Raw genomic sequence first — 14,719 nt, 5'->3', positions numbered from 1 at the left:
CGGATGCCCAGGCCAAGCCCGCAGATGACGGGCGGCCCAATACAACAAGAACAATAAGTGGAGTCATCGCAATGCCAGAACACCGCATTCACCGTGCTGTGAAGCCACAGCGCTGCCTGCTCGCCTGCGCCATCAGCCTGCTCAGCCTGCCCGGCGCGCACGCCATCGAAGTCACCACCGGTAGCGAAGACTGGGCCGTGCGCTTCGACAACACGGTCAAGTACAACTATGGCGTACGCACCGAAAGTGCCGACAAACGCATGCTGGGCACGCCCAACAGCAACGACGGTGATTACAACTTCCGCAAGGCCGGCACCACGGTCACCAATCGGGTCGACCTGCTGACCGAGCTGGACGTGGTCTACCAGGGCAACACCGGCTTTCGTGTCAGCACCGCCAGCTGGTACGACAAGGCGTATGACAACACCGGCTCCAACAGCAACCCGTTCGTCAACGGCAACGGTGACCAGTCCGGCATCAACCCCAGCCTCAACGGCCTGCCGGGCACCGGCGTGCCACTGGGCAGCCCCCACCTGAGCAACTATGCCCAGCGCTACTACAGCGGCCCGTCAGGCGAAGTGCTGGATGCCTTCGTGTTCTTCAGCCGCGATGTGGGCGAGCAGTCGCAGGTCAGCGCCAAAGTCGGCCAGCACAACCTGTTCTGGGGTGAAACCCTGCTCAACCCGGTGCACTCGCTGAGCTACGGCCAGTCCGGGCTGGACCTGGCCAAGCTGGCGGCTTCACCCGGTACCGAAGCCAAGGAACTGTTCGTACCGCGCAACCAGTTGTCCACGTCGTTCATGGTCAACCCCGAACTGACCCTGGGCGCGCAGTACTTCTTCGACTGGGATGCCGCGCGCCTGCCCGAGGCCGGCACTTACTATGGCGGCTCCGACGTGGTGGGCGAGGGTGCCCAGAGCTTCCTGCTTGGCCACACCGGCACCCCCGGGCTGATCCCGGTGCGTGGTGCGCTCACCACCATCCGCCGAGGCGACGACCTTACCCCGCGCAACAGCGGCGACTGGGGCGTCATGGCCAAGTGGTCGCCCGAGTGGCTCGGTGGCACCCTGGGCTTCTACTACCGCAAGACCTCCGAGATCCTGCCCCAGGCCTGGCTCGATGCCCGTGGCATGACCGTGGCCAGGGGCCCGTTCGGCAACCCGCCCGGCAGCCGCCAGGGGGCCGTCGGCAACCTGTACAACTCGCTGCAGAGCACCACCTACCAGTTCGCCTATGCCGACGACATCGACATCTATGGCCTGAGCCTGTCCAAGGACATCGGCGGCGTCAGCGTCGGCAGCGACCTCAACATTCGCCACCACATGCCCCTGGCGAGCATCCCGGCCATCGTCAGTGCCCCTGGCACCGCTGGCCTGGGTGGCGGCTTCGGCCTGCTGCCGCCACGCCTGGCGAGCAGCGGGGTGATCTACGACGTGCCCAAGGACGGCGACAGCCTGAGCGCCACCGGCGAAACCCTGCACTGGACCCTCAACGGCCTGATGACCATCGGCAACACGCCGCTGTTCGACTCGGCGACCCTGCTCGGCGAGCTGTTCTACAGCAACCTGCTCAAGCTCGATGGCCACAACGAGGCCTTGTACAAGGGCAAGCGCAGCTACCGCGGCATCGACCAGCCGACCCGCGACAACTGGGGCATCGCCGTCAACTTCACGCCCACCTGGTTCCAGGTGCTGCCAGGCATGGACCTGAGCCTGCCACTGTCGGTCAACGTCGGCATCGACGGGGTGTCGCCGGTGCAGGGCGGCGGTGCCAAGGACACCGGCAACTATGCGGTCGGCGTCAGCGCCGCCATCTACAACCAGTACTTCGTCGACCTCAAGTACGTCGACAGCTTCGGCAAGACCCAGTCCTGCAAGGATGGCCAAACCGACGGCAGCACGCCGAACGCCCTCGACGGCGAACAGGACTACACCTGCTACGGCGGCGGCTATGCCTCCTTCTCCGGCGGTGGTGCCACCACCGAAGACCGTGGCGCCCTGTACCTGACCCTCAAGACCACGTTCTGAGACCTGTCCCCCACAGACTTCACAGGAAAACAACAATCATGAACTACGTGAACACCCTGTTGGCCACGTGCCTGTCGCTGGCTGCCTTCAACGCGGCCCACGCCGCGGTATCCCCTGACCAGGCTGCCAAGCTGGGCAAGAGCCTGACCACTCTTGGCGCGGAAAAGGCCGCCAATGCCGATGGCTCGATCCCGGCCTACCAGGGCGGCCTGCTGACGCCGCCCGCCAGCTACCAGAGCGGCGCCAGCATGCGCCCCGACCCTTTCGCCAGCGACAAACCGCTGTTGGTCATCGATGGCAAGAACGCCGAGCAGTACAAGGCCCAACTGACGGCCACCACCCTTGAGCTGCTCAAGCGCTTCCCGACCATGCGCGTTGATGTCTACCCGACCCACCGCAGCGTCGCGCTGCCCCAGGCGGTGCTGGACAACACCCTGAAGAACGCCACCGGCGCCAACAGCCAGGAGGGTGGCACCGCCGTGAACAACGTGCTGCCGGGCATCCCGTTCCCGATCCCGCAGAACGGCGCCGAGGCGATGTGGAACTTCCTGCTGCGCTATCAGGGCGTGAGCATGACCGCCAAGTACGATTCGTGGAACGTCGATGCGGCCGGCAAGCCCACGCTGTCGACCACCGGCCAGGCCAACATCAGTTACCCGATCTACGAAGACATGAACAAGCCCATCGGCGCCAAGGACACGTACTACCAGATGAAACTGGTGTACACCGGCCCCGCCCGCCGCGCCGGCGAAGCAATGATGCTGCGCGATGCCGCCAACCCGCTGGTGCAGCCGCGCAGCGCCTGGCAGTACCTGCCTGGGCAGCGCCGGGTCAAGCTGGCGCCGAACCTGGCCTACGACACGCCCAACCCCGGCACCTCGGGCTCCGGCACCTACGATGACGTGTTCGTCTTCAACGGCGCCCTCGACCGCTACGACTGGACCCTGGTCGGCAAGCAGGAAATGTACGTGCCGTACAACACCTACCAGCTGACCTACAACACCGACGTCAAGCAGCTGATCACCCCCAACCACCTTGCCCCGCAGTTCGTGCGTTGGGAAAAACACCGTGTGTGGGTGGTGGAAGGCAAGCTCAAGGACGGTGCGCGGCACATCTACCACAAGCGCCGCTTCTACCTCGACGAGGACAGCTGGGTCGCCCTGGCCTCCGACCAGTACGACGCCCGCGGCCAGCTGTACCGTGGCTCGTTCGCCTTCCTGACCCAGAGCTACGACAAGCAGACCCCGGACGCCACGCCGTTCATGATCTACGACCTGGTCGGCGGCACCTACAACCTCAACGGCGTGGTCGGTGCCTATGGCGGTATCCGCTACATCGACCCGCTGTCCAAGGCCCAGTGGTCGCCTGAATCGCTGGCCGGCAACGGCATCCGCTGAGCGCATGGCGCAGAGGTTCGCAATGTCTGTCTTCAAACGATGCAGCGTGGCGATGCTGTGCTGGGTTGCGCTGCAAGGCGCGGCCCAGGCAGCGCCTTTCACCGACGTGCTGGACCTGCCGGCGATGCCCAGTGCATTGGCCGCCAGCAGTGCGCTGCGGGATGTGACCCGGGCCGGTGAGCGCCTGGTGGCGGTGGGCCCGCGTGGGCACATCCTGTATTCCGACGACCAGGGCGCGCACTGGCAGCAGGCCCAGGTGCCGGTCAGTGCCGACCTCAATGCCGTCAGCTTCGCCACCGCCGAGCAGGGTTGGGCGGTGGGTAACGACGGTGTGGTGCTGCACAGCCGTGACGGTGGCCAGCATTGGGAAAAGCAGCTCGATGGCCGTGCGCTGGCCGACGGCAGCGATAGCACCTTGCTCGATGTGTGGTTCAGCGATGACCAGCATGGCTATGCCGTGGGCCTGTTCAACCTGTTGCTGCGCACCGAGGACGGCGGCCAGCACTGGTTGCCGTGGCAGGACCACAGCGACAACCCGCAAGGCTTGCACCTGACCAGCCTGGCGCCGGTTGGTGAGGCGCTGTACATCACCGGCGAGCAGGGCCTTTTGCTCAAGCTGGATGCCGCTGGTGAGCGCTTCACCCAGGTGCCGACGCCCTATGCCGGCACCTTGTTCGGAGCCGTGGGCAAACCCGGGCTGTTGGTGATCTACGGCTTGCGTGGCAATGCCTACCGCAGCACCGACGGCGGCCAGCAATGGCAGCCGGTCAGCAGTGGCGTGCAGACTAGCCTGACGGCCGCGAGCCTCACGGCTGCCGGCGATGTCTGGCTGGCCAGCCAGGCTGGCGACCTGCTGCTCAGCCGCGATGGCGGCGCCAGCTTCAGCCCGCAGCCACAAGCCACACGCGGCCCGGTGACCGCGCTTGCCAGCACTGCCGCTACCGGGCTGGTGCTGGTGGGCGAGCGGGGCGTGCGCACCTTCGACGAGAGAAGACCCTGATGGCCGATATCCGCCAAGACCCACTGCCGGTGATCCACAACCTCGCCGACTTCGACCCCCGTTCGGGCAATCGCCTGGAGCGCCTGGTGTTCAACCATCGCCTGGCCTTTGTGCTGTGCATGCTCCTGACCACCCTGGTGCTGGGCTACATGGCACTGACCCGCCTGGAACTGCGCCCCAGCTTCGAGAAGATGCTGCCGCAGAGCCACCCCTACATTCAGAACTACCTGGAAAACCGCCCGTCGCTGCGCGGCCTGGGCAACTCGGTGCGGGTGGTGGTGGAGAACACCCGCGGCGACATCTTCGACCCCGACTACCTGCAGACCCTGCGCCAGATCAACGACGAGCTGTTCCTCAGTGACGGCGTCGACCGCGCCTGGATGAAATCGCTGTGGAGCCCGGCAGTGCGCTGGACCGAGGTCACCGAACAAGGCTTCCAGGGCGGCCCGGTGATGCCCGATGGCTACCAGGGCGGGGCTGCCGACATCGAGCAGCTGCGCCAGAACATCGAGCGCGCCAACATCGTCGGCAGCCTGGTGGCCCGCGACTTCAAGTCGAGCATGCTGATCGTGCCGCTGCTGGATCAGGATTCGGCCACCGGCAAAGGCATCGACTACCACGCCTTCTCGCAAAAGCTCGAGCACCTGCGCAGCCAGTACCAGGCCAGCGGCCAGTATCAGATACACGTGATCGGCTTCGCCAAGTTGATGGGCGACCTGATCGACGGGCTGATCCAGGTGATGGCGTTCTTTGCCTTGGCCGTGGTCACCAGCCTGGTGATCATCTACCTGTACACCCGCTGCGTGCGCAGCACCTTGCTGGTGGTGCTGTGTTCGCTGACAGCGGTGGTCTGGCAGCTGGGCATCGTCGCCTGGCTGGGCTATGCCATCGACCCGTACTCGATCCTGGTGCCGTTCCTGATCTTCGCCATCGGCGTCTCGCACGCCGCGCAGAAGATGAACGGCATCCTCCAGGACATCGGCCGTGGCACCCACCGGCAGATCGCCGCACGCTACACCTTCCGCCGCCTGTTCGTGGCCGGGGTCACCGCGCTGCTGGCGGACGCCGTAGGCTTTGCCGTGCTGATGCTGATCGATATCCCGGTGATCCAGGACCTGGCCATCACCGCCAGCATCGGCGTGGCGGTGCTGATCTTCACCTCGCTGCTGCTGATGCCGGTGGCGCTGTCGTATGTCGGCGTGGGCCGCAAGGCTGCCGAGCGCGCGTTGTACATCGATGCCCGCGCGGCGCAGCACCGTGGCTTTGGCCGCTTGTGGGACCTGCTCGACCGCTTCACCGAGCGCAAGTGGGCCACGGGCGCCTTGCTGGTGGCCGTGGCCCTGGCCGCCATCGGGGTGTGGGGCAGCCTGCAACTGAAGATCGGCGACCTCGACAGCGGTGCCCCGGAGCTGCGCGCCGACTCGCGCTACAACCGCGACAACGCCTTCATCACCCGCCACTACGCACTGAGCAGCGACACCTTCGCGGTGATGGTCAAGACGCCGCCGGAAGGCTGCCTGCGCTACCAGACGCTGGTGCTGGCCGACCGCCTGGCCTGGGAGCTGCAGCAGCTGCCCGGGGTGCAGACCACCTTGTCGCTGGCCAACGCGGTGCGCCAGATCACCGCCGGCACCTACGAGGGCAACCCGCGCCTGAACAGCCTGCAGCGCAATCAGGACGTGCTCAACTACGCGGCCCAGCAGGCTTCGGTCAACACCCCGGAGCTGTTCAACAACGACTGCTCGCTGATGCCGGTGATCGCGTACCTGAAGGACCACCGCGCCGACACCCTGGCGCAGGTCGCCGCCACCGCCGAGCGCTTCGCCCAGGCCAACAGCGGCGAGGAACGCCAGTTCCTGCTGGCCGCCGGCAGCGCCGGTATCGAGGCCGCCACCAATATCGTCGTGCGCGAAGCCAACCACCGCATGCTGTTGCTGGTGTACCTGGCTGTCACCCTGTTCTGCCTGTTCACCTTCCGCAGCTGGCGCGCCACCCTGGTGGCGATCCTGCCGCTGATGCTCACCTCGCTGCTGTGCGAAGCGCTGATGGTGGCCATGGGCATCGGCGTCAAGGTCGCCACCTTGCCGGTGATCGCCCTGGGTGTGGGCATTGGCGTCGACTACGCGTTGTACCTGCTCAGCGTGCAGCTATATCACCAGCGCGCCGGCCTGCCGCTGGCCCAGGCCTACCAGAAGGCCGTGGCGTTCACCGGGCGCGTGGTCGGCCTGGTGGGTATCACCCTGGCCGCCGGCGTGGTCGGTTGGGCCTGGTCGCCGATCAAGTTCCAGGCCGACATGGGCCTGCTGCTGACCTTCATGTTCCTCTGGAACATGCTCGGCGCGCTGGTGCTGATCCCGGCGCTGTCGCACTTCCTCCTGCGCGGCCATGGCGCCCCGGCGGCGAGCCGGGCCCGTGCCGCGTCACGTTCGTCAACCCAAGAAACCGAGTGTTCGCCTCATGTCTGATTACCTTCCGCCACTGCGCGACATGGATTTCCTGTTCAACGAAGTGTTCGATATCCCGGCCTGGTGGGCGCAGACCCCGGCACTGGCCGAGCAGGTCGACGCCGACACTGCCCGGGCCGTGCTCGAACAGGCCGGCAAGCTGATTGCCGAAGTGGTGGCGCCGCTCAACCGCACAGGTGATGAACAGGGTTGCCGCTGGGAAGACGGCCGCGTGACCACCCCGGATGGCTTTGCCGACGCCTATCGGGCGTTTGCCGAAGATGGCTGGGTGGGGGTCGCTGGAGTGCCGGAGTACGGCGGCATGGGCATGCCGAAGGTGATCGGTGCCCAGCTCGAAGAGATGCTCAACGCTGCCAACCTGTCGTTTGGCCTGTACCCGATGCTCACCGCAGGCGCGTGCCTGTCGCTGCTCAACCACGCCAGCGAACCGCTCAAGGCCCGTTACCTGCCAGCGATGTACGAAGGGCGCTGGACCGGCTCGATGTGCCTGACCGAGCCGCACTGCGGCACCGACCTGGGCCTGCTGCGCACCCGCGCGGAACCGGCGACCGATGGCCGTTACCGGGTCAGCGGCACCAAGATCTTCATTACCGGCGGTGAACAGGACCTGACCGAGAACATCATCCACCTGGTGCTGGCCCGCTTGCCCGACGCACCCGCCGGTGCCAAGGGCATTTCCCTGTTCCTGGTGCCCAAAGTGCTGGTCGACGACGATGGCGCACTGGGCGAGGCCAATGCCGTCAGCTGCGGCTCGATCGAGCACAAGATGGGCATCAAGGCCTCGGCCACCTGCGTGATGAACTTCGACGGCGCCATTGGCTACCTGGTCGGCGAGCCGAACAAGGGCCTCAATGCCATGTTCACCATGATGAACTACGAGCGTTTGGGCGTGGGTATCCAGGGCCTGGCCCTGGGCGAGCGCTCCTACCAGAATGCCATCGCCTATGCCCGTGACCGCCAGCAGGGCCGCGCCCCGAGCGGCGCCGAGGTGCCGGGGCAGGCTGCCGACCCGATCATCGTGCACCCGGATGTGCGGCGCATGCTGCTGACCATGAAGGCCCTGAACGAAGGCGGGCGGGCATTCTCCACCTACGTGGCGCTGCAGCTGGACCTGGCCAAGTACAGCGAGGATGCCGGCGCCCGCCGCCTGGCCGAGGCCAAGGTGGCGTTGCTGACCCCGGTGGCCAAGGCCTTTCTCACCGACATGGGGCTGGAGACCACCGTGCATGGCCAGCAGGTGTTCGGTGGCCACGGTTACATCCGTGAATGGGGCCAGGAACAGCTGATTCGCGATTGCCGCATCACCCAGATCTACGAAGGTGCCAACGGCATCCAGGCCCTCGACCTGGTGGGGCGCAAACTGCTGGGCGACGGTGGCCAGGCGTATCGCCAGTTGTCAGCAGAGGTCAGCGCGTACGCCGCAACGTTGCCGGCCGAATTCGGCACGCCGTTGCTGGCGGCCATGCACAACCTCGACGAACTGACCGCCTGGGTCCTCGACCGTGGCGAGGGCGACCCTCGGGAGATCGGTGCCGCCTCGGTGGAATACCTGCAGGTGTTCGGTTACACGCTCTATGCCTACCTCTGGGCACGCATGGCCGAAGTCGCCCTCAACACGGCGCAACCTGAGCCGTTCCACCAGAGCAAACTGGCCACCGCGAGGTTCTACTACGCACGCCTGCTGCCGCGCATCCACTCGCTGAGTGCCAGCGTCAAGGCGGGTAGCAGCAGCCTGTACCTGCTCGATGCCGAGCTGCTGTGAAGGATGCCGCTATGACCACCACCCGTATCATGCCGGCCGCCGACCAGGCCTACGGCTACCCGCTGCTGATCAAGCGCCTGCTGTTGTCTGGCGTGCGCTACCAGCCGAACCAGGAAATCGTCTACGCCGACCAGTTGCGCTACAGCTACACGACGCTGGTCGAACGTATCCAGCGCCTGGCCAACGTGCTCACCGAGGCCGGGGTCAGGCCTGGCGACACCGTCGCCTTGCTCGACTGGGACAGCCACCGCGCCCTGGAGTGCTTCTTCGCCGTGCCGATGCTCGGCGCGGTGTTGCATACCGTCAACGTGCGGCTGTCGGCCGAGCAGGTCCGCTACACCATGAACCATGCCGAAGACCGGCTGGTGCTGGTGCATGACGACTTCCTGCCGCTGATGGCGCAGCTGCGCGAGGATTTGCCAACCGTGCAAGGCTTCATCCGCCTCAGCGATGGCGCCTGTGACCAGCCGTCACTGCCCACGCTGGGCGAGTACGAGGCACTGTTGAGCGCGGCTGGCGCCAGCTTCGACTTCCCCGATTTCGACGAGCATTCCCTGGCGACGCTGTTCTACACCACCGGTACCACCGGCCACCCCAAGGGTGTGTGCTTCAGCCATCGCCAGTTGGTGCTGCACACCTTGGCCGAGCAGGCGACCCTGGCTGCCTGCGGTGCTGAGCCCCTGTTGCGTGAAGGTGATGTGTACATGCCGATCACGCCGATGTTCCATGTGCATGCCTGGGGCGTGCCTTATGTGGCCACGGCGCTGGGCATCAAGCAGGTCTACCCGGGGCGCTACGAGCCCAACCGCCTGGTGCGGCTGTACCGGGAGGAGGGCGTGACCTTCTCGCACTGCGTGCCGACCGTGCTGCAGATGATGCTCGACAGCGACGAGGGCCGGCGTACCGACCTGGTCGGCTGGAAGATGCTGCTCGGAGGCAGCGCATTGACCGTCGGGCTGGCGCAACGAGCCAGCCATCGCGGCATTCGTGTGCATTGCGGCTATGGCATGTCGGAAAGCTGCCCGCTGCTCAGCGTCACCCGCCTGAGCGCGCAGGACCTGACGTTGCCGGTGGCCGAGCAGGTGCCGCTGCGCATAAACGCCGGCATGCCGATCGTGCTGGTCGACCTGCGTATCGTCGATGACGCTGGCCTGGACGTGCCGCACGATGGTGAACGCCTGGGTGAAGTGGTGGTACGCGCGCCATGGTTGACCCAGGGTTACCTCAAGGAGGCGGAGCAAGGCGCCGCGCTGTGGCGCGATGGCTGGCTGCATACCGGTGACCTGGCCTGCATCGATGCGGGTGGCGTGGTGCGCATCCGCGACCGGATCAAGGATGTGATCAAGACCGGCGGCGAGTGGATCAGCTCGGTCGAGCTGGAAAGCCTGATCAGCCAGCACCCGGCCGTCGAGGCAGTGGCGGTGGTCGGCGTACCGGACCCACAGTGGGGCGAGCAGCCGTTGGCATTGCTGGTGTGCCGCGATGGCCGGCCACTGGAGGCGGCAACACTGGCCGAGCATCTACAGCCTTTTGTCGCCAGCGGCCAGCTGAACAAGTGGGCGATTCCGCGGCAGGTGCGTTGTGTAGAGCAGATCCCGAAAACCAGCGTGGGCAAGGTTGACAAGAAGCTGATCAGGCAGGCGCTGCTCACCGAATAACCGGCGCAAGAAAGCGGGTGCGGCAGGCGGCGGGCGACGTTAAAGTGCGCTGAAACTGGTTAGCCGTAGGGAATTCCGATGTCCAGCGCCTTTACGTTCATGTCGTCTCCGGTCGGCACCCTGACCCTGGTGGCACGCGGCGAGCGGCTTGCCGCCGTGCTGTGGGAGGAGGAGCGCGAGAACCGCGTGCGGCTGGGCGAGTTGCACCGCGATGACCGCCACCCGATGCTGTGCGAAACGGCCCGCCAACTGGGCGAGTACTTCGCCGGCACGCGGCAGCATTTCGAGCTGGAACTGGACTTTGCCGGAACCGAGTTCCAACGCCAGGTGTGGGCGGCCTTGCTGACCATTCCCTTTGGCCAGACCCGCAGCTACAGCGACATCGCCCGGCAGATCGGCAACTCCAGTGCCGTGCGGGCAGTGGGCGCGGCCAACGGGCGCAACCCGATCTCGATCATTGCCCCGTGTCACCGGGTGATTGGTGCGTCCGGGAGCCTGACCGGGTTTGCCGGTGGTTTGCCGGCCAAGCAGTATCTGCTGGCGCTGGAAGGTCGGCAGAGCCTGGCCCTGGACCTGTGATTTGCCTGCACCGGCCTCTTCGCGGGCAAGCCCGCTGCCACAGGATCAACACCCCTGCAAACCTGTGGTAGTCCTGTGGCAGCGGGCTTGCCCGCGAAAGGGCCAGTACAGGCATGACTTCAGGTAGCAGAAGCAGCCAGTGGCACGCCGAATGCGAGGTTGCTGGCGGTATCCAGCAGGATCAGGCCTTCAGCCTTGTCATCCAGCGCTGCCAGCAGGTTGCCCTGGCTGTCCCAGGCTGCGGAACCACCGGCGCCAATGAAGTTGTCGGCCGGGCCGACGCAGTTGGCCAGCAGGACCGGCATGCCCAGGGTGCGTGCCACCTCCGGGTAATGCTCGTTGCCTTCGCGCATGCCTTTGGCGGTCTTGGCCACGCTGACCAGGTACAGTTCGGCACCCAGCGCATGGCCTTGCGCGGCATGTTCGATGAACATCGACTCATAGCAGATGGCCGGGGCGATCTGCAGCGGCCCTGCTTCGAACACCAAGGGTTGATCCCCGGCCGTGAAGAACGGCCGTTCATCGTCATGCAGACGCTGCTTGGCATATGCGAGGGGTGGCAGGCCTGGGCGCAGGATGGGCATGCCGATGCGAATGCCTTCGGCGGTCGGCAATGGCAGCCCCACGGCTACGCTGATTGCCAGCTCATCACAAAGCGCCTGCAAGGGCCCGAGGCGGGCAGAAGTCACCGGCAGGGCCACCTGGCGTGCAACGGTCGGCTCGTAACCGGTCAACGACAGTTCCGGGAACACCACCAGCTCGGCGCCCAGTGCCGCGGCTTGCTCGATGCAGCGCAGATGGCGGTCCAGGTTGACCGCCAGGTCGCCTTTGCGCGACGCCAGTTGTACGGCACAGAGTTTCATGGTGCGTCCCATCCCTGGTACAGGTCGAAAGGCCGAGCATACCCCCGACACACTCGCCTGTACCAGCAATGGGTTGCTTCAGGACGTCGAGTGCGGGCCAAAACGTTGACGGAACCAGTCGTCGAGCATGGCCTTTTCCGCATACAGCCGGTCGCTGCTGTGAGAAGCCCGGCCTGGGCGGCTCAGGTACATCTTGTCGCTGACCCGCTCCTTGGCCTGCTGGTCGGGCTTGCCGGGCTGGCTCAGCGTGTAGCTCAGGTCAATGGTCGGCCAGGTGATGTCGCGCATGAAGCGCACATCGTAGGCCTGGCTGTGCCACGGCTCGTAGCGGCCGGCCAGGTCGATGTCGCGAATGTCGATGACCAGCTGCTGACCGGGCTGCAGGTAGCGCTGGCCGAGCTTCTGCAGGTACACGGTCAGGGTCTTCATCACATAGGGGTCGGCGCCGCGTTCATAGCCTGGGCCATCGAGGCTGGCGTCGCGGAATTTTTCCGGGTGGTCGAAACGCACCTCGACCTGCGCAGGTGGGGTGCCTTGTGCCATGCTGTTGAATGACAGCGCCATGAGCACGGCACACACAAGAGCGTTACGCATGATGCACCTCCGGGGCGGGCTGCGTGTCGCTCCATTTTACGCCGGCCAGGGCGCGCCAGCAGAGGAACATTGTAATGAGCCGGTTTCGGCGGGTAGCCGCCAACAGCAAGGGGCGCGACCTGGCCGTGGGCGATATCCACGGTCATTTCCGGCGGCTTGAGCAATGCCTGGATGCAGTGGGTTTCGACTCCGCAGCGGACCGGCTGTTCAGCGTCGGCGACCTGGTCGACCGCGGCCCGCACAGTGAAGCATGCCTGTGGTGGCTGGAGCAGCCGTGGTTCCATGCGGTGCAGGGCAACCATGAATCGCTGGCGATCACGTACCTGCATGGCGGGCGCCTGGATCTGGACATGTACCGTGCAGCGGGTGGTGGCTGGTTCATCGATAAGCCCAGGCGCGAGCAGGCGGTCTTTGTCGAACAGTTTCTGCAGTTGCCGATTGCCTTGGAGGTACAGACTGACGCCGGCCTGATCGGCCTGCTGCATGCCGACAGCCCTTTCAACGACTGGCAGGCATTGCGCGATAGCCTGCTGTTCGATGACGACGCGGGCGTTCGCGAGGTTTGCCAATGGTCGCGTCAGCGCCTGAAGGACGGCAACACCGAGGTCGTAGCAGGGCTGCGCGCCTTGCTGGTCGGGCATACGCCTGTGTTGCGGGCCAAGCAGCTGGGCAATGTCTGGCACCTCGACACCGGCGGCTGGGCCAGTGGCCATTTCAGCCTGATGGACCTGGCCAGCCTGCGCCTGGTCAGCCCGGCAGCAGATGAATCAACAGTGCCCCGGCCAGCCCCATCAGCATGACCCCGCAGGCCCGCTCCAGCCACGGCAGGGCACGCACGAAGCGCCGCAGCAGTCGTCTGTTGCCTATGGCTGCAGCCACCAACAGGTCCCACAGCAGCACGATGCTGAACATCCAGGCACTGTAGAGCCACTTCCAGCCTGCGCTGCTGCTGGCCACCATGCCGGCAAGGCTGGCATAGAACAGCGCGTTCTTGGGGTTCAGCACGCCGGACACAAAACCCATGCCCAGGCCACGCCACCAACCCTTGACCGAACCCTGCGCCGCAACGGCCGTCAGCTCGCTGCTACCCGCATGGCGCAGGAATAGCTGGCCGATGTAAAGCAGGTAGCCGGCACCGGCCAGTTGCAAGCTGATGAACAGCACACTGCCTTCGCGCAGGATGGCCAGGCCGGCGAAGGCCGTGGCAATGAACAGGCCATTGGCCAGGGCGATGCCCAGGCAGGCCCCGCTGGCCACACGCCAACCCGCTGCGACAGATGTGCGGGCCACCAGAAAGAAATCAGGCCCCGGCGAAAGCAGGGCGAGGAAGTGGGCGAGGGCGACGATCAAAAACTGCTCCATGGTGGGCTTTCTCGGGGGGAAAGCCGCAGTCTGGGCTGCTGCCCTGGCGCCGGTATTGAAGATTATTGCACGTGCCGGTACTGCCCCGGGGTCACCCCGACATGGGCTTTGAACACCCGCTGGAAGTGGCTCTGGTCGGCAAAGCCCAACTGGTAGGCAACGTCGGCCAGCGCCAGCCCGTCACGCAGCAGTAGGCGGCCACGGTTGACCCGCGCGTTGAGCAGGTAGGCATGGGGTGTCAGCCCGGTGGCGGCGCGAAACGCGCGGATCAGTTGATAGCGGCCAAGGCCCGCTTGCCCGGCCAGCTGCTCAAGGCTCAGGTGCGCCAGGTCTTGCGCTTCGATATGTTCGATCAGCCCACGCAAGGTAGGCATCTCCAGCGCAGGCGAGGGGGCTGCGAGCGATGCCGGTTGCGCCGAAAAATCGTGATCGCCGAGGAATGCCACCAGCGCTGCTTCCTTTTCGCGGCTGCTCGCTGCCGAGAAGAGCAGGCCGTTCAATGCGCAGAATTCGCGGTACAGCGCCGGTTCCCGGCTGATCCGCGCAGGGGCACCCGGCCTGGCGGCTGCGAGCCCTGACTCCAGGCGCAACTGCGCCAGCCAGCCGGCATCCACATGCAGCATCTGGTAGCTCCAGGCTTGGCCGGGTTCGGGGTTGCAGGCATGTACCCGCTGCGCTGGCACCAGCACCAGCGTGCCCGGCGTCAGGCGCTCTTGCCCGTCGCCAGCGCCGCTGAAACAGCTGCTGCCGGCATCCACCGCGCCGATGGAGAAGGTCGGGTGACTGTGCGCCTTGTAGCAGGCGCGACTATGGCAGGCACGGCGGCTTTCCACCCAGGGCAGTGCCGGGTCGCGCCAGAGCTGGGAGCGGGCAGTGGGCATGATGGGTTCCTCGATCAGCTCGGCAGCTTAGCAGCGCCGGGCGCTTGACCGTACAGTTTTTGCCGTTGGCTGTACCTTGACCCGGCCCTCGCCTGGCATCGACAGTAGCGTCTGATTTGCCTGGAGAACAA

The 14,719-nt window shown here is 65.8% G+C and carries 12 protein-coding genes; 8 read left to right on the top strand and 4 right to left on the bottom strand.

Going from position 1 to position 14,719, the window contains the following annotated elements:
- The first annotated feature begins 71 nt into the window (after window positions 1-71).
- From OCX61_RS14105 to OCX61_RS14075, 7 genes are all read left to right on the top strand, one after another.
- Entirely contained in the window at window positions 72-2,027 is a 1,956-nt protein-coding gene (locus OCX61_RS14105; protein ID WP_261940043.1) for a DUF1302 domain-containing protein, read from the top strand.
- 38 nt (window positions 2,028-2,065) lie between these two features.
- Window positions 2,066-3,424, top strand: coding sequence for a DUF1329 domain-containing protein (locus OCX61_RS14100; RefSeq protein WP_261940042.1), 1,359 nt, complete (start codon window positions 2,066-2,068; stop codon window positions 3,422-3,424).
- 22 nt (window positions 3,425-3,446) lie between these two features.
- Window positions 3,447-4,424 (top strand): WD40/YVTN/BNR-like repeat-containing protein, encoded by a 978-nt coding sequence (locus tag OCX61_RS14095; protein WP_261940041.1) that lies wholly within the window; start codon window positions 3,447-3,449, stop codon window positions 4,422-4,424.
- Complete coding sequence (locus OCX61_RS14090; RefSeq protein WP_261940040.1) at window positions 4,424-6,889, top strand: efflux RND transporter permease subunit; 2,466 nt, start codon at window positions 4,424-4,426, stop codon at window positions 6,887-6,889. Before OCX61_RS14095 ends, OCX61_RS14090 begins: the two co-directional genes overlap by 1 nt.
- Window positions 6,882-8,651 carry an acyl-CoA dehydrogenase C-terminal domain-containing protein gene (locus OCX61_RS14085; protein WP_261940039.1) on the top strand — a complete coding sequence of 590 codons (1,770 nt, stop codon included), beginning with the start codon at window positions 6,882-6,884 and terminating at the stop codon, window positions 8,649-8,651. The genes OCX61_RS14090 and OCX61_RS14085 overlap by 8 nt, the downstream gene beginning before the upstream one ends.
- A gap of 11 nt (window positions 8,652-8,662) precedes the next feature.
- Window positions 8,663-10,309 carry a fatty acid--CoA ligase gene (locus OCX61_RS14080; RefSeq protein ID WP_261940038.1) on the top strand — a complete coding sequence of 549 codons (1,647 nt, stop codon included), beginning with the start codon at window positions 8,663-8,665 and terminating at the stop codon, window positions 10,307-10,309.
- 78 nt (window positions 10,310-10,387) lie between these two features.
- Window positions 10,388-10,888 carry a methylated-DNA--[protein]-cysteine S-methyltransferase gene (locus OCX61_RS14075; RefSeq protein ID WP_261940037.1) on the top strand — a complete coding sequence of 167 codons (501 nt, stop codon included), beginning with the start codon at window positions 10,388-10,390 and terminating at the stop codon, window positions 10,886-10,888.
- Between the two features lie 119 nt (window positions 10,889-11,007).
- On the opposite strand, the gene OCX61_RS14070 is transcribed toward OCX61_RS14075, so the two are convergent.
- Together OCX61_RS14070 and OCX61_RS14065 are read right to left on the bottom strand one after the other, a co-directional pair.
- Window positions 11,008-11,751: a carbon-nitrogen hydrolase family protein gene (locus OCX61_RS14070; protein WP_261940036.1), complete on the bottom strand. Its 744-nt coding sequence runs from the start codon at window positions 11,749-11,751 to the stop codon at window positions 11,008-11,010.
- Between the two features lie 78 nt (window positions 11,752-11,829).
- On the bottom strand, window positions 11,830-12,345 hold the full coding sequence (locus OCX61_RS14065; protein ID WP_261940035.1) for a DUF3016 domain-containing protein: 516 nt from the start codon (window positions 12,343-12,345) through the stop codon (window positions 11,830-11,832).
- 74 nt (window positions 12,346-12,419) lie between these two features.
- On the opposite strand from OCX61_RS14065, the gene OCX61_RS14060 reads away from it, so the two are divergent.
- The gene (locus tag OCX61_RS14060) at window positions 12,420-13,145 is read left to right on the top strand and encodes a metallophosphoesterase (protein ID WP_261940034.1); all 726 of its coding nucleotides are present in this window, start codon (window positions 12,420-12,422) and stop codon (window positions 13,143-13,145) included.
- Here OCX61_RS14060 and OCX61_RS14055 read toward each other — a convergent pair.
- Complete coding sequence (locus OCX61_RS14055) at window positions 13,093-13,707, bottom strand: LysE family translocator (RefSeq protein ID WP_261940033.1); 615 nt, start codon at window positions 13,705-13,707, stop codon at window positions 13,093-13,095. The genes OCX61_RS14060 and OCX61_RS14055 overlap by 53 nt on opposite strands.
- A 62-nt stretch (window positions 13,708-13,769) precedes the next feature.
- Window positions 13,770-14,588, bottom strand: coding sequence for an AraC family transcriptional regulator (locus OCX61_RS14050; RefSeq protein ID WP_261940032.1), 819 nt, complete (start codon window positions 14,586-14,588; stop codon window positions 13,770-13,772).
- Between the last annotated feature and the right edge of the window lie 131 nt (window positions 14,589-14,719).

The organism is Pseudomonas sp. LRP2-20 (assembly GCF_024349685.1).
In the GTDB taxonomy this organism is placed as follows: Bacteria; Pseudomonadota; Gammaproteobacteria; order Pseudomonadales; family Pseudomonadaceae; genus Aquipseudomonas.
This window is presented reverse-complemented; position numbering and strand designations above follow the sequence as displayed.